This is a genomic window from Anabaenopsis sp. NIES-4685 (assembly GCF_059725405.1).
This window is the reverse complement of the sequence record NZ_AP043602.1, coordinates 1008730-1028416: the sequence shown is the minus strand read 5'-3', so window position 1 is coordinate 1028416 and position 19687 is coordinate 1008730. Positions and strand designations below refer to the sequence as shown.

The 19687-nt window shown below is 41.1% G+C and carries 14 protein-coding genes and 2 pseudogenes; 11 read left to right on the top strand and 5 right to left on the bottom strand.

The window, feature by feature from the left end; genetic code table 11:
- Positions 1–78: 78 nt before the first annotated feature.
- Positions 79–290, top strand: a pseudogene (locus AC6IZ0_RS04385) (hypothetical protein); the annotation flags it as partial.
- Positions 291–381: 91 nt separating this feature from the next.
- Here AC6IZ0_RS04385 and infC read toward each other — a convergent pair.
- Entirely contained in the window at positions 382–816 is a 435-nt protein-coding gene (infC, locus tag AC6IZ0_RS04380; protein ID WP_497725222.1) for a translation initiation factor IF-3, read from the bottom strand.
- Positions 817–1119: 303 nt separating this feature from the next.
- On the opposite strand from infC, the gene AC6IZ0_RS04375 reads away from it, so the two are divergent.
- The 6 genes from AC6IZ0_RS04375 to AC6IZ0_RS04350 all read left to right on the top strand — a co-directional run bounded on the left by AC6IZ0_RS04375 (position 1120) and on the right by AC6IZ0_RS04350 (position 9390).
- Positions 1120–3225, top strand: a complete 2106-nt coding sequence (locus AC6IZ0_RS04375; protein ID WP_497725221.1) for a tetratricopeptide repeat protein — start codon at positions 1120–1122, stop codon at positions 3223–3225.
- Between the two features lie 75 nt (positions 3226–3300).
- Entirely contained in the window at positions 3301–4014 is a 714-nt protein-coding gene (locus tag AC6IZ0_RS04370) for a hypothetical protein (protein ID WP_497725220.1), read from the top strand.
- A gap of 12 nt (positions 4015–4026) precedes the next feature.
- A complete protein-coding gene (locus AC6IZ0_RS04365) occupies positions 4027–4314 on the top strand; it encodes a 3-oxoacyl-[acyl-carrier-protein] synthase III C-terminal domain-containing protein (RefSeq protein ID WP_497725219.1) in 288 nt (95 codons plus the stop codon).
- A gap of 92 nt (positions 4315–4406) precedes the next feature.
- On the top strand, positions 4407–5882 hold the full coding sequence (gene gatB, locus AC6IZ0_RS04360) for an Asp-tRNA(Asn)/Glu-tRNA(Gln) amidotransferase subunit GatB (RefSeq protein WP_497725218.1): 1476 nt from the start codon (positions 4407–4409) through the stop codon (positions 5880–5882).
- 590 nt (positions 5883–6472) lie between these two features.
- Entirely contained in the window at positions 6473–8548 is a 2076-nt protein-coding gene (locus tag AC6IZ0_RS04355; RefSeq protein WP_497725217.1) for an S-layer homology domain-containing protein, read from the top strand.
- 149 nt (positions 8549–8697) lie between these two features.
- Positions 8698–9390 carry a hypothetical protein gene (locus tag AC6IZ0_RS04350; RefSeq protein ID WP_497725216.1) on the top strand — a complete coding sequence of 231 codons (693 nt, stop codon included), beginning with the start codon at positions 8698–8700 and terminating at the stop codon, positions 9388–9390.
- Positions 9391–9532: 142 nt separating this feature from the next.
- Here the strand turns inward: AC6IZ0_RS04350 and AC6IZ0_RS04345 are convergent, their stop codons facing one another.
- Positions 9533–11128, bottom strand: a complete 1596-nt coding sequence (locus AC6IZ0_RS04345; RefSeq protein WP_497725215.1) for a DUF1565 domain-containing protein — start codon at positions 11126–11128, stop codon at positions 9533–9535.
- Positions 11129–11399: 271 nt separating this feature from the next.
- Here AC6IZ0_RS04345 and AC6IZ0_RS04340 point away from each other — a divergent pair, with 271 nt between their 5' ends.
- From AC6IZ0_RS04340 to thiS, 3 genes are all read left to right on the top strand, one after another.
- Positions 11400–12116, top strand: coding sequence for a hypothetical protein (locus AC6IZ0_RS04340; RefSeq protein WP_497725214.1), 717 nt, complete (start codon positions 11400–11402; stop codon positions 12114–12116).
- A gap of 290 nt (positions 12117–12406) precedes the next feature.
- Complete coding sequence (locus tag AC6IZ0_RS04335; protein ID WP_497725213.1) at positions 12407–13513, top strand: thiamine phosphate synthase; 1107 nt, start codon at positions 12407–12409, stop codon at positions 13511–13513.
- Positions 13514–13538: 25 nt separating this feature from the next.
- The gene (gene thiS, locus AC6IZ0_RS04330; protein ID WP_271731616.1) at positions 13539–13751 is read left to right on the top strand and encodes a sulfur carrier protein ThiS; all 213 of its coding nucleotides are present in this window, start codon (positions 13539–13541) and stop codon (positions 13749–13751) included.
- Here the strand turns inward: thiS and AC6IZ0_RS04325 are convergent.
- Positions 13748–14980: a glycosyltransferase family 4 protein gene (locus AC6IZ0_RS04325; protein ID WP_497725212.1), complete on the bottom strand. Its 1233-nt coding sequence runs from the start codon at positions 14978–14980 to the stop codon at positions 13748–13750. The two genes, thiS and AC6IZ0_RS04325, sit on opposite strands and share 4 nt — an antisense overlap.
- Positions 14981–16542: 1562 nt before the next feature.
- Between AC6IZ0_RS04325 and AC6IZ0_RS04320 the strand changes: the two genes are divergently transcribed.
- Positions 16543–17490 carry a DUF1517 domain-containing protein gene (locus tag AC6IZ0_RS04320; RefSeq protein WP_271733976.1) on the top strand — a complete coding sequence of 316 codons (948 nt, stop codon included), beginning with the start codon at positions 16543–16545 and terminating at the stop codon, positions 17488–17490.
- Between the two features lie 278 nt (positions 17491–17768).
- On the opposite strand, the pseudogene AC6IZ0_RS04315 reads toward AC6IZ0_RS04320, so the two are convergent.
- Together AC6IZ0_RS04315 and AC6IZ0_RS04310 are read right to left on the bottom strand one after the other, a co-directional pair.
- Positions 17769–18939: pseudogene (locus AC6IZ0_RS04315) on the bottom strand (DNA cytosine methyltransferase).
- Positions 18940–19123: 184 nt separating this feature from the next.
- Entirely contained in the window at positions 19124–19561 is a 438-nt protein-coding gene (locus AC6IZ0_RS04310; RefSeq protein ID WP_271733977.1) for a DUF6918 family protein, read from the bottom strand.
- Positions 19562–19687 lie beyond the last annotated feature (126 nt).

Below are 19687 nucleotides of genomic sequence, written 5' to 3'. Positions count from 1 at the left end.
TTATTAAATTAAATTTATCAGCAAACGCTACCGGCTGCTTATATCAAAAAACCAGAGAAAAAAAACCAATTAGTAAAGTCCATTAGTGTGGATGATTTAATGATTCCACCCACCAAGCGATCGCTCCTAGAAGCAGCACAAATCAGAGCTACAGAAAACCGCTATCAACGGGGTGAAATCACCGAAGTAGAACGATTCCAAAAAGTCATCAATATCTGGAATGGAAGCAGTGAGAGCCACTCAAGGATGAAGTAGTAGTAAACTTCAAAAGTACCGACCCCTTAAACTCCTCCCCCTGATATTCCTTCGACTGCGCTCAGGGAACATATTGATGTCGGTGGGTAAAACCCCACAGTTCAGGCGAAGCCAAATGTGGGTAGTTTATGCTGGAACTACTTGAAGGACTAGTGAGCGTTTATCGAGGGATTGGACTTTTCCCACCTCACTCAAAGCGCTAACAATGCGGTCTAACATCTCTCCTGCTTGTTCGCGGTGTTGATGCTCTCTTCCTCGTAAGCGAATGGCGAATTTGACAGAATCGCCTTTGCTCAACCATTGAGTTGCTTGTGCTATCCGTAAATTATAATCAGCTAAACCCACATTGGGACGTAAGCGAACCTCTTTGACAGTGGGTCTAGCGCTCTGGGTCTGACGTTTTTTCTTTTGATACTGGAGCTTACCATAGTTGACAATCTTGGCAACCGGTACCTCTTTACTTTCCGACACCACAACCAGGTCAAGCTCTAGAGTTTCTGCTAGCTCTAGCGCCTCAGCAGTATCAACAAGACCACGGTTATTATTCTCATGATCAATCAAGTAGACTTGATTGGATTTAATTTGGGAGTTGATCAGTTGTTTTTTAACTACGATAATGATTTCCTCTTAATTTAATATTTGGGTTTGTGGCTTCCCTAGTCTCTGTTCTAAGACAGGTGCGCTGACTTTGCACTCACCATCTCCATAATATCATAACCGACTGCTCCACCAACCAGGTTACCCGCAATAAATTAATTTAGGGACTTGCGGGGGGGAAGTCTTCGGTGAGAATTGAATTCTGGTATAGATTGGAGATAAGCCACCCACTGCAAAAAAACTGACCCCAGAATCAGGATGGTTCTTATGAAGCGCAAAAATCAAGTTGTCCTCACTTTAGTATTGAAAAGCGCTATTGTCTTTTCGCCCTTGCTGCTCTCTGCTGGTATTGCTACTGGACAAACCAGGCCATCCGTTTCCACAGCACTGAATAGGGCTGAGGTAATATCTGCTCAGAAGTTGCAAGCACAACAGCTTACTCCAGAGCGAGTTTCCCCGGGAGTGGAACCAGGTTTGAATAACACAAATGTCTTGTGGAGTCTGTGGTTAGTGATCTTGAGTTTATTTCCTGTGTCGGTAATTGCTTTATTCTGGCTGTTGCGCCGGGTAGCAATTCGTGAGATTGTTCATAGAGCAATGGCACAGCTAGACGGGTTAGAAAATCTCCAAAACCAGCTGATTATTGTCAAGCAAGATGCGGAAAATCTGATTGGAGAATCTAAACAGAGAAATCGTGAATTGGAAACAGAACTTTTGAACTTGCAACATAATATACAAAGACAACAAGAGAATTTAGCTAATTTAGCATCGGAAATGGTGCAGTCAAAAGATGCCATCCTAGGAGAATTAAAAACGACAATTAAAGAGATTGAAGATAATTTAGAGTCTGATTTTACAGTCAAAGTCTCTCAGTTGCAGTTAGCAGCAGAACAAACAAGAGATAGAATCATAGAAGGTTTAGAAAATCTAGAGTCTGACTTTATCCATAAACTAGAGAATTTGCAGTTAGAGGCTGAACAAAAAAAGAATCTCACTCTGGAAGATTTAGAAGCATCTAGGAGTGAATTTGTGGCAGAACTTTCTCAGTTACGGTCTCAGACTCAATCAGAGAAAGATCACACTGTGGCAAATCTGATTAAAGTATATGGTGATGCTGAAAACCAAAAGAATGATATTCTAGAGAATATTAGAGAATTAGAAAGATTATTTCAAGGAGAAATATCTCACTGGCAGTCTGAGGTTCGGCAAGGAAAAGATAATATTTTTGAGAGTTTAGGAAAGTTACAGGTAGATGCGCAGCAGGAAAAAGATAAAACCCTAGATAGTTTAAGGGAGTTAGAAAATTTATTTAAGGCTCAAATCGCTGTATTACAGTCTGGGGTAGAATCACATAAGGATACTCTCCTGGAAAGTCTGACGGAATTACATTCAGAATTTGCGGGTGAATTATCTGAGTTACAGTTGGAGGCTCAAAACCGCAAAGCGCTAATTGTTACCAATTTAGAAGCATCAGCAGGGGAGTTGACAGAGCAATTTTCAGATTTACAATTTCATGCTCAAGAGCAAAAGCTGTTGATTCTGGAAAAGCTGGAAAAATTAGAGAGGGATTTTGGATCTCAACTTTCTAAGTTACAGTTGGATGCTGCACATCGCCAGGAGATGATTTTACAGGAATTAATCCAGTCTGAAGAGTCACAGGTGCAGCTACAAGGTTCAGAGTCAGTTAATGATGACTTTCAACAAGCAGAAGATTTATTTACTCAAGGGAAATATACCGAGGCGATCGCAGTTTATAATCAGGTGGTGAAAAATCAGCCAGATAATTCCCTGGCTTGGTTAAAACGAGGTTTAACTTTAGGAAGATTACAACGTTACCAAGATGCTATTGCTTCCTATGACAAGGCCATTGAAATTCGCCCAGATTATCACCAGGCTTGGTGCGATCGCGGTGTGGCTTTTGGTAAACTAGGACAGCATCAACAGGCTTTTACATCTTTTGACCAAGCTACTCAAGTCAAGGGTGATGATCCGGTGGCTTGGTTAAATCGTGGTCTTTCTTTGATAGAATTAGAAAGATATGAAGATGCCATGGCTAGTTTTGACCAAGCTATCAAAATTAATCCTAATTCTGCCAAGGTGTGGGATAAACGGGGTTATACTTTGGTCAGATTGGGAGAAGATGACGAAGCGATCGCCAGTTTTGACAAGGCGTTAGAAATTAATCCCAACTATGGGAGTGCTTATTATAATAAAGCCGCTTGCTATGCTCTGCAAAGACAACTAAAGTTAGCATTGACAAATCTGCAAAAAGCCATTGAACTCAATCCCAGTTATAAGGAAGATGCAGGATTTGACATTGATTTTGATGAAATTGCCGATGATAAAAGCTTTAAGGAAATTATTTCTGAATAGAACCATCACTATATTCCTTTCATTTTCCATATTAAAAAATTGAAAATATTCAAAGGAAACATGGGAGGATTATAGATGAGCAAACAAACCGTTGGTATCACATCTATTGGTTATTACATTCCCCCAGGAATTTTAACCAGTAAGGAAATGTCAAAACTATCTCAGTTACCTGAGTTTATTTTCACTGACAAGATTGGGATCAAACAGAAACCAGTTGCAGGTAAAGATGAACATCCCAGTGATATGGGAATTAAAGCAGCATTAGGGGCTATAGAGCAGGCAAAAATTACAGCGTGTGAAATTGATATTATTGCTTATTGTGCTGCGGGAGATTATGATTATAGATTTTGGTCTCCTGCTGCAAAAATTCAAGATGCACTTGGGGCAGAAAACGCTTTTGCATTTGAAGTGAAAAATTTTTGTAATAGTGGGAATTTAGGGATACATATTTGCAGAAATATGTTACTGGCAGATAATGATTTATGTTATGCATTAGTAGTCTGTAGTGATAAATTATCTATGCTGTTAGATTATTCAGATGTGAATAATTTATCAACATTTATCATGGGTGATGGTGCAGCAGCAGTGATTCTGAAAAAAGGAGAATTAAGTAATGAAATTCTCTCTTATCACGGGATCACCAATGGAAAGTTAGTAGATTGTCTGAAGGTATCCTCAGCAGGAACTAAGTTTCCGGTGGGAGGTAAACCAATTAAGGATGAACTAAATTATTTAAAGGTTGAAGACCCTAAAGAACTAGAAAGAATCTTACAGGATGTCTATTTATAAAACTATGGTAAAGTGATTCACAGGTCTTTAGAGAAAAGCGGTTATTCAATCAAAGATGTGGACTTTTTATTAACTAATCAAGTCAAAAAAAGTTTATCTAAAGCAATTTTAGAATCTTTGAATTTAAAGGATGAGCAGACATTGATTTCTTTGCCTGAATATGGTCATCTGGGTGCTGTAGATACTATATTTGGCTTGGCAAAAACTCTAGAAGCAAATAAAATAAAGCCTGGAAATATCGTGGTGTTAGCTAGTAGTGCGGCTGGTTTTTCATGGGCAGCATTAACTGTAAGATATTAGATAAAAAAGTATTCTAACAAGAGAATAATTTGAGCAAGATAGAGATTTATCGCTAAACTAATAATATTTGGTATGACTAGCAATATTATAGTATGACTGCTGCCACAACTGTAAAAACTGAGTACGAAGCGATTATAGGTCTAGAAACCCATTGTCAACTGAGCACCAATACCAAGATTTTCTCTAATAGCTCCACTGCTTTCGGTGCTGATCCCAATACTAACATTGACCCCGTGTGTATGGGCTTACCTGGAGTTTTACCTGTACTGAATGAAAAAGTCCTAGAATATGCGGTAAAGGCGGGTTTGGCTTTGAATTGCCAAATTGCTAAGTATAGTAAATTTGACCGTAAACAGTATTTTTATCCTGATCTGCCCAAAAATTACCAAATTTCTCAATATGACCTGCCGATTGCGGAACATGGTTGGTTAGAAATCGAATTGGTAAATGCTGAGGGGGAACCGATTCGTAAACGCATTGGTGTGACTCGGTTGCACATGGAGGAAGATGCAGGAAAACTGGTACACGCGGGGAGCGATCGCCTGTCTGGTTCTAGCTATTCTCTGGTAGACTATAATCGCGCCGGTGTGCCATTAGTAGAAATTGTTTCTGAGCCTGACTTGCGTTCTGGTGAAGAAGCTGCGGAATATGCCCAAGAATTACGCCGAATTATGCGTTATCTTGGTGTGAGTGATGGCAATATGCAAGAAGGTTCTCTACGCTGTGATGTGAATATCTCTGTGCGTCCAGTGGGACAACAGAAGTTTGGCGTTAAGGTAGAAATTAAAAATATGAACTCCTTCAACGCCATTCAAAGAGCCATTGATTATGAGATTGAGCGCCAAATTGCAGCCATAGAAGCAGGGGAGCGGATTATCCAAGAAACTCGCCTATGGGAAGAAGGCGCTCAACGTACGATTAGTATGCGGGTGAAAGAAGGTTCTAGTGATTACCGCTATTTCCCCGAACCAGATTTAGCACCGATTGAGGTATCCCAGTCCCAATTAGAGGAATGGCGAGGGGAACTTCCCGAACTACCAGCCCAAAAACGTCATCGTTATGAAAGTGATTTAGGGCTTTCAGCTTATGATACGCGGGTGTTGACAGAAGACCGCACGGTAGCAGATTATTTTGAAGGTGTGATTGTTGCTGGGGGTAATCCCAAAGCTGCTGCTAACTGGATTACTCAAGACATCGCCGCATACCTCAACAAGCAGAAGCTGAGTATTACGGAAATTGGCCTAACTCCCGCCAATTTAGCTGAGGTGATTAATCGAATTGAATCTGGTAAAATCAGCAATGCCCAAGCTAAACAAAAGCTGGCGGATTTGCTGACTGGTATTTCCCCAGAGGAGGCTTTTGCAGGTCAGGAGTTAATCACTGATCCTAGTGTACTAGAACCGATCATTGATGAGGCGATCGCTGCTAATCCCAAAGAACTAGAGAAGTATCGCAATGGTAATACTAAGCTGAAAGGCTTCTTTGTGGGACAGGTTTTGAAGAAAACCGACAAACGAGCCGATCCTCAACTAACTAATGAATTAGTTGAGAAAAAACTAAATTCTTAGAGGATGTTTGTCAAGTCATGATTAGTGTATTAAATATTGTTTGACCCCACCCTAACCCTCCCCTTGTAAAGGGAGGGGGACCTAAGAGGTTGTTTGATAAGTTTTCCACAGGCAATTTTTATCTTAGGGAACAGGGAACAGGGAACAGGGAATGGGGAATGGGGAATGGGGAACAGGGAATGGGGAATGGGGAATGGGGAACCGAAACAATCAAATCCAGTCTTTACTGTTTTTTAACCTAATTCTTCATCAATTCTTTACAAAAAGATAGAAAAATAGGTTACACCCCTCACCCCTTAAAGGCTATTCTATGTATTGTAGATGAACCCTAATGATCTGGAGAGCTGCCCATGAGCTCTCCTAATTTTTTTGTTTATTCACCACAGATAAACGGAGATAAATCAAAAGTTTGTCCTGGGAACCCGGGGTAGGTCAGGCGTACAATTACACATATAACCATAGAACTAGTCAAGCTGGTTAGCCTAGCCATATGATATAAATTCGTTTAAGTGCAGTTTTCGCCAAAATTGGTATAAGTTATGATTCATGACTGGAATACCATAACTTAAACAATTGCATCGAAATTATCAATGGTGAACTCTACTTTCGTGACCAAATTCTATGTCAATCCTATCCAAGGGAATGATACTAATCCTGGTTCTCGGTCTAGTCCCTTTAGAACTCTCACCCGGGCTTTAAAGGCCACCAAAACACCCCTAATTATTCAGTTGACATCTGGGACTTATAGTGTGGCCAATGGTGAGGTGTTTCCCCTAGTTATTTCTGCGGGGGTGACATTAGTAGGTAACGAAGCGAAAAAAGGTGTGGGGATTGTGATTTCCGGGAGTGGTGAGTATCAAACTTCTAGTTTTGGTAGACAAAATATCACATTACTGTTGCAAGATAATGCCAGTCTCTTGGGTGTGACTGTGATTAACCCTATGTCTAAAGGGACTGGGGTCTGGATTTCATCGTCAGCAAAAAATGTGGCTAACAATACTTTAACTAACTGTGGTAGAGAAGGTATATTTGTCACTGATACTGCTAAACCCGCCATTGTAGATAATGTCTTCAGGCAAAATGCTGCCAGTGGCTTGATGATGGCGCGTCATAGTAAGGGTGAAGTGCGGCGGAATGTCTTTGAGCAAAACCCCTTGGGTATTGCCATCAGTGACTATGCCGCTCCATTAATAGCAAATAACATCATATCAAATAACCGTCTAGCGATCGCCCTGTCTCGCCACGCTAGACCTGTACTGCGTCAGAATCGAATTACACAAAATACCCAGGGGGGGATGTTAGTTAATGGTAACGCCATTCCTGATTTAGGCAATAACCAAGACCCAGCTGGGAATATTTTTGAGTATAACGGTCAATTCGATTTACACAATACCACACCAGAAACACTGGTTTCAGCAGGTAATAAATTAAATCCCACCCAAGTTAAGGGTAGGGTAGATTTTATAGCTGTCCTCCAAGAGCATCCTCAAAGCCTCTCAGCCAGCAGTATTTTTCCTGACTTAGTTGGACATTGGTCAGCAGCTTTTGTGGAAGCATTGGCGAGGATGGGTGTCATTAGCGGCTTTCCCGATGGTACTTTTGCGCCGGATAGCGCCATGACTCGCGCTCAGTATGCAGCCATGATTGCCAAAAGTTTCCAGTTACCAACAAGAAATATTAATAGTAAATTTACGGATGTAAATCCCAGTTTTTGGGCAGCATCAGCGATTTACCGAAGCGCCGAAATGGGTTTTATCAGTGGGTTTCCTGATGGGACGTTTAGAGGCGGACAAAATTTGACCAGAGTACAGGCTATAGTATCTATAGTTAGTGGGTTAAAACTCACAGGGGGTCATCCCCAGGTGTTGAACCTGTACCGCGATCGCGCTCAAATCCCTACTTATGCCATTAATGCCGTAGCAGTGGCTACCCAAGCATTGCTGGTGGTGAACTATCCCCAAGCAGAAGAATTAGAACCTATGCGAGATATAACTCGTGGCGAAGTGGCAGCATTAATTTATCAAGGGTTAGTAACCAGCGGTCAGGAAAAGGCCATCCCTTCACCCTATATTGTCAGCCCCGATATTGATCTCCCCAGCTTTACAGACATCATGGGACATTGGGCAGAACCATTTATTCGGGGATTAGCCAGGATGAATTTAACTAGTGGTTTTGCTGATGGTAGCTACCAGCCCGATAAACCCATGACCCGTGCCCAATATGCCGCTTTAGTAGCCGCAGCCTTTAAGCCAGCACCCAAACGCCCAGCACCTGAGTTTACAGACGTGTTGCCAGATTTTTGGGCTGATCAAGCCTTGCAAATTGCCGCTAGGGCTGGCTTTGTCAGTGGATTTAGAGATGGCACTTTCCGACCCGGGCAAAATGTGCAAAGGTTACAGGTAATTGTCTCCCTAGTGAATGGACTGACCCTACCAACATCTGACGATAATACTTTACTCACTTATACTGATGATCATACAATTCCCGATTATGCGCGTCAAGCAGTGGAGACTGCCACACAGCACAGAATTGTTGTCAACTACCCTGACCCTAAACAACTTGTACCCCAGAGGGAAGCAACACGTGGGGAGGTGGCCGCAATGGTCTATCAGGCATTAGTTGCAATCCAGCGAACCTCAACTATTAATTCACCCTATATTGTTTAGAGAGTAAGGAGTTGAACAAGTAAAATGAAAAACACAATGTATGATGATCAGCCTGGAAACTCTCGGGAAAGAATGCTATACCAAAAAACACCATAGGCTATGAAGGATGGCTAGACAATTTATACCCCTATTCTGAACCCAATAGCGCCATGTTAAGCACAGAGTCAGAAATCTCTGCCGAATTGGCAGCCGCTCTATTAACCCATTACAGTTTTGATCTCAGTGGATATACTGCCAGGGATCTGATTAACCGTTGGCAAACCCAATATCCACTCAACTGGCTGCACTTGGCAGTGATTGAGGCGCTATATCAAGGTCGCTATAAAGCCATCTCAGTGCAACAAATATTACTATTTTGGCAACGCCGCGGTCAGGTGATTTATCATTTCAATATGGAATTTGAACGCCTGATTTGTAGCAAATTTCCCGAAAGCTTAACTCAACAGGCTACACCAGTTCTACCTGCTATTAACAAACCAATTCGCCAGGGATCAGGATCTACTGATAAACCAGTGACAACGAATTGCTTACCAGATGATCTAAAAAATGGCTATAGGCAAAGTCACACCACCACCCAACAAGGGATCAACTCACAAGAAGAGGAGAAAAACAGGACATTAGTATCTACCGGTGTGAACCTTGCTGTGTCTGGTAGTGATTCCAGGCTGAACTTACCAAGGTATCATGAGAGAAATTCCCCATTACCCAAACCTCACCAGCAGACAAAGCTGATAGCATCATCTGCTAATCATCCACCCATTGGACAATTTACTCCAGCAACCGGCAATTACTCTGATTCATTTACATCAAAACTAAAGGCGATGTCGGACGAAAAGAGATAACCGTCTATAGCTTAGGAATGACTCTATACTGACTATTAATAAAAATTCTTACCTGCTTTTAGTCAAAGACTGGTAACCTCACCCGGACTGTTTGGGGGTGAGGTAAGTGTATTTCACAAGACAGGTGATGCTTTCGCACAAATCATTTTAATGGTTCCATTATAGTTCTTAAACCCAAACTTTTGAGGACATTAAGGATTTCATCGGCATTATTGCGATCGCTAAACACTCCCACTTGCATCACTCTGCGACCTTGCCGGACAGTAGCAAATGCTTCTGGTACTAAGTTTAACACTAGATCTCGTTCCTGATTATTTGTGATATTAACTACAACGCGGTAGCGTAAACCCGGCGGATTTTCAGTAGATGCGATGCTCTGAGTGGGAGGAGTATTGGGAGGAGTATTGGGATTGGGAATTGGTAACAGAGGTGATTCCCCAAAGGGAGGTGCTTGACCTGGAGGTGGCGACTGGGGGGCTACAAATTCCACAATATTAGGATCAATCTGGAGATAATTCCTCTGTGATTGATTAGCTTGGTTTGGCTGATTGGGAGCAGAAAAGATAATTTCTTCATTGGTAGGGATTGTCTGGGTGGGAGGATTGGCGAGGGTAGGCCGCTGAGGGTTTTGACCTATGGGTGCTGTTTGAGCTTGAAAGTCTACGTTACCAATAATGCGATTTGGGAACAGGTTATTACCAACTGCAGGAATCCTCTGGTTACTCCCACTGGCATTAATATCATAGCCCATATTATTGCGAAATTGGTTTCCACCTACTTCAGTCATAGTACCTAGGTTTGGCATTGCTGGGGTGAGAACCACTAAACCATCTTCCCTACTACCTTGAATTAAATTCTGCCGTAAAATCGGCCGAGCATTACCTTGTACTATGATGCCATACCGATTGTTTTGAATTTGATTACTGCCCAATATGGGCGCAGCATTGTCAGTAATATTGATGCCAAATCCTGTTTCCTCAAAAACATTTTCCCGCACTTGCGCCTGGGAATTACCGCCAATGGTCATACCATTGGCCCCATTACGATGAAAGTAATTCTGCCTAATTGTGGGGGAGCTGTTACCACTGATAGAGATCCCATCCTGAGTATTGCGGGTAAATGTATTGTTTGTGATCACAGGATTGCTGGAGTCAACCCACAAACCATAACCACGGGGCTGGGGATTTGTGACCGTTACCCCACTTAACTCAGCCTTGTCTGCACCGACGATAGTGACGTTTTGACCACCAAAGCTGCGACTAAGGAATGTCCCACCACCTCTAATTGTAATTCCCTGTCCTTTGCTGGGACTATCTCCTTGAATCACAACACCCGGTTTGAGGTTGAGGGGAAAAATCTCCCCAGTCTCAGCAGTATAATTACCAGGGAAGAGGATAATCATTGTATTGGGAGTCGCTACTTGCAAGGCGTGGGTAATAGTTTGGAAAGGAGCGCTCTGAGTACCATTACCCGAAGTGTTATTTCCCAGACGGGGGTTGACAAATAACATTTTCACTTCAGACCTTGTGCTTTCACCCTGGGAGGTCTGAGGTATTTGAGCCGAAACTCTACCGGAACCGACACCCAGTACAGTTATAGTTATTACTCCTAAGCCTAGGGTGAAAGATAAGATGGAAGAAACCAAAAACCAGACTAATTCCTGGGAAGAATTTGATTGATCAAGGTTGCGAGTTAGCTGTAATTGCAGGAGCTTTGCTTGAGAATATTGAGAATACATAATTGGGATAAATCCACTTTCGATAAATGCTAATAATATAGGACTTATGTAGCTGTAATCATATCTTAACTGGGGGGGGAAAGTGCAATCCTCACAATCAGGTAAGGAGCAGCCCTGAATACCAGCAAAAAATATAATTTTTTATGACAGGTGTCTAAGTCCTATACTAAAGTTTTTATCCCCTGAGAATGAAGAATGTCAATCATTGGTATTATGCGATCGCTCACAGTCATCAACCTGGTAATTGTGAGAATCAATACTAGAAGTAAGCATGAACACTTTGATTTCGGCGATTGTCTTAGCCACCACACATTTATTTGCAGCTAAACTAAGATTTCTCAAATCTACACCACGTAGTCGTGGTTTCTCCTTTGGTAGCGGTGTATCTGTAGCTTATGTGTTTATTCACATTTTGCCAGAACTGAGTCAAGCACAAGTAAAACTGCAAAGCAGTGTAAATATGGTATGGAGTTTTTTAGAGCATCATGTCTATATAGTGGCACTTTTAGGTTTAACGGTTTTTTATGGCTTAGAGAGATTGGCGAAAACTTCACTTGCAGAGAGTGAAACAACAGGAAAGCCGACAGATTTTTTTTTCCTACATATTGCTGCTTTTGCGATTTATAATGTCTTAATTGGGTATTTGCTAGTACAACGAGAGAACTCAAATATTAAGGGTTTATTATTATTTTCTTTGGCCATGGCGCTGCATTTTGTGGTTAACGATCATGGTTTGCGTCAACATCACAAAAGGATCTATGACAAAATTGGTCGTTGGCTGTTGTCAATAGCGATAATTGTGGGTTGGTTTCTGGGCTCAGTTACGGAAATTAATCAGGCTATTGTTGCGGTTTTATTTGCGTTTTTAGCTGGTGGTATTGTCCTCAATGTTCTGAAGGAAGAACTACCAGAAGAGAGGGAAAGCTGTTTTTGGGCATTTGCTTGTGGTACATTGAGCTATGCAATTCTTTTATTAGCTGTGCAATAGCTGTTGGGGATTGGACTTGATGCAAATGATTGATTGACTTTGCCCAAATAAATTACACAATAAAAGTTACTAGACCTGCTGATAAATAATTCTCTATTAAAGAAAAAAAGATATTTTGTGTGTTATGCAGGTGAATTGCTGAATATATGCTTGTTGTTCAGTTTAAGATATATGATAATATCGTTCTTAAATCTTTGCTGTTTCATCTATCTAGCAAGTAAAGTATGTATAAAATTATATTAAATTTGTACTTATTTTTGATATTACCGTACTAGAAATTTTTGATCAAAATGTCTCAAAGTTTTGATATTACCCCACTTAATGCAAGTAATAATAGGGTTGTTGTTATGGTGGAGCCAAACAGCCAAAAAGCGCAAATACAGCCAGCTGTTTACCGGATTTTAGATGCTAATCTAGACCGATCCCGGGAAGGATTGCGAATTATAGAAGAATGGTGTCGCTTTGGGTTAAATAACGCGCAATTAGTTGGGGAATGCAAGTACCTGCGTCAAGAATTGGCTCATTGGCATACTGCGGAACTGCGGGCGGCGCGAGATACACCCGGTGATCCGGGTACGGAATTGACCCATCCGCAGGAAGAACAACGCTCTAGCATTGGGGCGCTATTACAAGCAAACTTTTGTCGTGTCCAAGAAGCAATGCGGGTGCTCGAAGAATACGGTAAGCTTTACCATCCCGATATGGGTAAAGCTTTGAAGCAGATGCGTTATCGTGTTTATACTCTAGAAACTAGTTTAATGGGCTACCAGCGTCATCAACTACTGTGGCGATCGCAGTTATATCTAGTGACTGCTCCCGCAGAAAATTTACTCCCACAGGTGGAAGCTGCTCTCAAGGCTGGATTAAGCCTTGTGCAATACCGGGAGAAAACTGCTGATGATTATATACGTGTGGAACGGGCGACAAGATTAAGGGAATTATGTCATTCCTACGGTGCTTTATTTATCGTTAATGACAGAGTGGATCTAGCTTTGGCGGTGGATGCAGATGGTGTACATTTGGGACAACAAGATATGCCTATTGCCATGGCTAGACAATTACTAGGACACCAACGTTTAATAGGGCGTTCTACTACCAATCCTGAAGAAATGCAAAAGGCAATTGCTGAAGGTGCAGATTATATTGGTGTGGGTCCAGTTTATGAAACCCCCACGAAAGCAAATAAGCCAGCAGCGGGCTTACAATATGTTACCTATGCCGCCCAACATAGCTCAATTCCTTGGTTTGCCATTGGGGGTATAGATACAAATAATATCAATGATGTGATCGCAGCGGGGGCGGAACGTGTAGCGGTGGTACGAGCTATCATCCAAGCGGAACAGCCGACCCTGGTAACACAATATTTGATTTCCCAGCTTCATCACATCCAACCATAACCAGTTGATAAATCAGCACTTTAAGATGTCTAATCAGATTACACTCCAGGTAAATGGCGAAACCCGTAGTTGCTCCTCCCAAACGCTGTTACCAGATTTACTGCAACAGTTCGGTTTTAATCCCCGTTTAGTAGCGGTGGAATATAATGGTGAAATTTTACACCGTCAATTTTGGCCAGAAACACAAATGCAGCCAGGCGATCGCTTAGAAATAGTCACCATTGTAGGTGGTGGTTAATTCAACACACCATTAGGGATAGGTTCAGATAGGTACAGCGAACGGTAAAGGGTTTTGCGTCTGGCTAATTGTTTACCTTTGCGACCGAGTTTTTCACGTAAATGCTGGTCGTTACACAATCGTTTGAAAGCCTGAAAAACTTCGGATCCAGATTTGGGATTCACGAGAATCCCATTTTCTTCATGGCGAACTATATCAATCACCGAGCCTAAACGAGAAGCAATCACAGGTTTACCGAAATAATTTGCTTCTAAGTAAACAATACCAAAACCCTGTATACATTCCTTGGGATCTAAGGAACTGAGCATCGCAAACAGATCACAAGCTGCATAATAACCAGCTAATTGGTCATCGGGTATATGTCCGGTCAAGTGTACTCGCTTGTCTACTCGCAAGCGCTGGGCTAATTTTTTTAATGCGGGTTCACATGGCCCTTGTCCGCAAAGTATATAGTAAACATCAAGTCCAATTGTGAGTAGCAGTGGTAAGTTTTCAATCACACGATCAAAGCTTTTTTCCTTGACTAACCTTCCTACCGAAAGAATTACTATTGCTGTTTCCGGAATATTGTACGCTTCCCGCACCCGTTGACGTAAATCATCAAAATTAGCTTGATTCTTTTGAATACCAAATTTTTCTGGTCTGACTATAGGTTGAATAACATGGGTGGGAGTGGTTAACCGGAAAGTTTTGTGGAGATAATCTTGGGTGACGTAACTGTTACAAACAATTCCCTCGGCGCGTTTCAGGGTCAATTTTAAGAGTGATCGCCATATGGGATTATTTAAACTCTCAAGAATATCGCTACCATGGAGATACATAAAAAAGCGTATGGGTAGGATATAGCTCAATAGTAATAATGCTGGAAAATCGTAGCCGTGACCCCATTCAATATAACGGTAATGATAACGAAAATAGAGTTTGATGGCTAGCACAAATGAGCAGACTAAATCGATAGTAGGTTGTAATAGACTTCCCAGAAAATTACCCAACCAGTATCGACAATTGATCCAGCGATATACAGGAAATTCTTGAGCCGCATCAAATACTTGATCGCCAGAACAAGCAGATGTGAGAACAACTACTCTTTCTGGGTCTTGAACACAGCGATTATAGAGATATTCCCCAATCACTGCTTTTTTTGGCAGAAATAGATGGGATACTACTAATATATCAGGATTTGCCCTTTCCTGTCTAATTTTTGTTCGGAGTTGTGAGATATGTTCCATGCTAATTTTTGATCAGTTGAATTTAAAAGATATGTAAGCCTTAATACTAGAATTTAGGTCAATGTTTAGATGGATTTAAATTCTAGTAATTGAACTGACTAACTTGGTAAGTATTGACTATGTTGTACCTCAAGCCAAGAAGTTAACTACATAGAAAACAAAATAGTTTATAACGGAATTAAAACCTGAAATTTGAGTGATTTCGCCATTTACAGCATCTTTTTACAACGTCTTAAATCCTCAAATTCCCCTCGCTATAGATGCTATATATACTAACTAGTGAGTGCAGAGCTTCGTGATCATTTAAGCGAGAAATGGGCTATTTTTTTATTTTAGCTAATAGCTATCATTGACAAAACAGGGATTTGTACTTTTTTTTACCAGGTTTTTTCGCACTCTGAATTAATCCCGTAACAGTTGAGTTATGTATAGATATTTACCTCTGTTTAGGATATAGAAAATTTAAATTTTGTATCCTTGCTTGAGGGAATAGATTACACATCTCTCAGCTATATTTTATAACATTCAACATGGGAAATTTCTGTGAAGTTTTTGTAAATTATTTTAGTGCTACATAAATTTTACCAATTTGATAATTTCAATGCCAAACAACTCCCCAGAAATCGTGATTCTTAGCCGATTTCATGAATAAAAAAATGCTAAAAACCTATTCAATATTGTCGGTATTAATAGCATATCCTAAATAAAGTTCTATGTCATGCCAAAATGCCCAACAAATATGATTTCCTGGTAGTATATATCATCAAATTTAGGAAACTCCCGGAAAATTATCCTGTTTTTCTGATGATGCTCAAGTTGTTAATCCGCTGGCTACATAGTTAATAGTAATACAAGTAAAAGTGATACATTACCGAGCTATTGTTAATAGCGAGTATATCTGTCATATCTGGCGTGGCGTAGCCATACCCTTAGAAGATTTTTTAAAAGGTATGATTAGTGTATCAACTATTGTTTGACCCCACCCCCTTCCTTACAAGGGTAGGTTTTTAATATGATCTGTGAAGGCAAGACTACCGAAGACAAGGAAGGAAAGTGGACAAGGAAGATTTTATACGGACAATGGTCTTTTAATGGGCTATTTTTCTTACTAAGAATACAGACTTTGTACTGTTTTTCTCCGGTGGTCACCTTGTCCACCTTGTCCACCTTGTCTTGTTCTTGTAAGGGGAGGGGACTGGATTTTATTGTTTTTTGTGTGTTCCCCAACCCTTCCCAATCCTTCGGTGTGTTCCCTGTTCGGTGTGTTCCCTAATATAAAAATTACCTGTTTAATACTTGACAAACATCCTCTTACTGATGATTATGACTGGTCTGACATCATATAAATTGTCCGTATCCTTCATGTACGGTTATCTACCACAGAAATCCCCCCTGGGCTGACTGTCCAATCCGGATAGGACGCGGTAAATTAGATATATATCAAAAAAGTGAATGTTAAAAAGAGCTAGTGTCAATCAACAACTCACTAGTTCGAGTAAGTAAAAGATTTTTGGGAACCTAGAAAGCAATCATAACTAATACAATTTCTAAGCGCCTGTGTTATGGCTAACAAACTAAAACAAACCATCAAACCCTTGTTAAAGGTTTTCTTTCTTTTCAGCCTAGTGTTAACTTTAGCACTTAGCCATGGTGATAATGCATTAGCAGCCCGCAGCGGTGGTCGCATCGGTGGCGGCTCATTTAGAGCGCCTTCTAGCCGCACCTACACACCGCGTACTTATGCGCCTCCTGGTGGTGGAGGATACTATCCCGGTGGTGGTTTCGGCTTTCCCTTCTTGATTCCCTTTTGGGGGATTGGTGGTGGGTTTGGCGGTCTATTTACCATCTTAATTTTCTTGGCGATCGCGAATTTCTTGGTACAAACCTTCCGCCGTGTGAGCGGTGGTGAAGGGGTAGACGTAGAGTATAGCAGCAATCCTGCTGTTTCTGTAACTCGGTTACAAGTTGGTTTATTAGCGCAAGCGCGTGGTTTGCAAACCGAACTTGACCAGATAGCCGAATCTGCTGATACTAACTCCCCAGAAGGGAGAGCAGAAGTATTGCAAGAAGTCAGTTTGGCTTTACTGCGTCATCCAGAATATTGGGTCTACGCAGGTGGGGGTACGCAGCAAGTTAAATTAAATGCGGCTGAAAGTCAGTTTAACCGTTTATCATTAGCCGAACGCAGCAAGTTTAGTGAAGAAACTCTCTCTAACGTCAACAACCAGCTGAAAGCAGCTTTGAAAAAAGAGGCTTTACCCCCTGCTGACCAAATCAGTGAAGCACCAGGGGAATACCTAATTGTTACCCTACTAGCGGCGACATTAGGGAAGTTGGAAATCCCAGAGGTTAACAGTGCTGATGATTTGCGTCAAGTTTTGCGGCGAATTGGTGGAATTCCAGGTGATCAACTTTTAGCTATTGAGGTGCTTTGGACTCCTCAAGCTGAAGGGGATACCCTGACTTCTGATGATATTTTGGCGGAGTATCCTGATTTAAAACTAGTGTAAAGGTCTTCTTCGCAGATGATTCCATTGAGCCATTAGATAGAGTCATTCTATCTACTGGCTTGATTTTTTCGGCTGATATAGAATTTCCCATGCTCGTGAGGTAAACAGTTTTTTAGTTTTAGGGAACAGGGAACAGGGAATAAGTAATAAGTAATAAGTAATAAGTAATAAATTGGTGTGTACTTCATTAGATACACCAAAAGGCTTTATAGTTCTTAAAAGTTCACAGTTTAAAAGTGGGTATAAAGCCACAAAAAAAGACACTTAAAATTCTCTAGCTAAAATAGCGATAGTTGTTCAGATGTTTCTTTAGCTTTGGGTTTATTTCCCTGGATTAAATTAAAAAGATAAGTACCAATTTCTTTTGCAAGCAATACCGGAACTGCATTACCAATTTGTTTATATTTAGAACTTATCGAACCAGAGAAGATCCAATCATCGGGAAAAGTTTGAATTTTTGCCGACTCGCGTACAGTTAAAGAACGCAACTCTACGGGATGACACATATCAGTAGCTTTTTGATGTGGACTTGTGGTTATTGTCGGAGAAGGTTTATCCCAGGATAATCTTCTATAAAAACCGACTTTTCCACCTCCCGAATCATAAGCACCGCCCATAGCCTCTTTTTTTAATTCCTCTGGTAAATGTCTCCAGTTTTGTCCTGCTTCTAATAATCTTAAGTATTTTAAGCGATTTTCTGAATAACTTATAAACTCTGACTCTCTATCAACTAAACCTGTTAAAGCATCTCTGAGAGTCCGCCATTTAGGTAGATGTTGACCATTTTGGCAATATTTGGGGAGAGGAAATGTAGCAGTCTCACCATCTCTAGAACCGATAAATACTACACGCTCTCTATTTTGTGGAACGCCATAATCTGCTGCTTCTAAGAGATTATAAACTACCTTATATCCTAGTTGTTTCATTTCTGATAGTACCACCCTTAATGCAGATCCTGGCATTTCATCATCTGCTAAAGGGGGATGATTTTTACCCCGTTCATTAATTGGTCTGTGACGAATAGGTGCTGAAAGTAAACCTTTGACATTTTCCATCAAGAAAAAACGGGGTTGAACTTCTTTAACAATACGAATAAATTCCATAAATAAACTACCGCGAGGGTCCATCACTGAACCTCTTTTTCCGGCGGTACTAAATGGTTGACAGGGTCAGACCACCTGTTACTAAGTCTACTTCTCCCACTTGTAAAGCACGACCTAATTTTAAAAATCTTCCTCCTTCCTCAAGTAGTCTTTGGGAACTGAGTTTTTCTATTTCTCTAGGAACAGCACTTTCTTTAAGATCAGGTCTGTTAAGAAGAATTGTTTTTGCAGCATCATGGTCTTTTTCTACTACAGTCACTGTATGAAATCCGGCTGCTTCCATACCTAAATCCAGACCAAATGCACCTGTAAATAGGGAAATAGAAATCCCTTGATCATGTATCATGAGAAGGACTACCACACAGAGTAAATATTCTTGCAGTACAATTATACTACTTGTGGCTAAAATATTTCTAACTTTTGTATGAGCCGAGGATACCGCCATCGGGGGCGGAAATTATCCACTGTGGTGGGTAAATCCCAAGGTTCACCAGTATGTAAATGAATTTCATTCACATACTGGATTGTCCTTAAATTTTAGTATGTTTATCTACTATATTAGCTAAGTCTGGAACTGCTTCTTCTACGTGTTTTTTGGCGGAACTCCGGAATTTTTCATAGGTTCCTTTAACTATTTGCCGCTTTGTGTGCTGGATTCTAGCATCGGTAATACTGAGCATAGCGTCTGCTGTTTCAGAACGACTGGCGATGAGGTGAGATGCGGGATCACCCTTGGCTATACCCTCAGTCCAGAGAGGGTCAAGGGCTGTCAGGAATTGTGGTAGCAGCTGCTCGACAATATAAGGGATGTATCCGGGGTTCACTCCTTTTAAGGCGGTGAAGGCGGTTTTCAAGGCTATACCAGTGATACCTGATTTAGAAGCTAGCTGCTGATCAATCATTTGGCAGCAATCATCTATAAGCATAGCCTTTTTGTTGGCAGTTAACAGCTGTTCAGTTAATCCCATTTTATTGCTCCTGAATATCAATGCAATGCTAATTGTAAGCTAATGGCCATTTAACTGGGTTGACATGGGCGGGTTAAATACCCACAGGTGTTTTGCGGCCGAGTAGCTGATATCATTTCCGGGTGA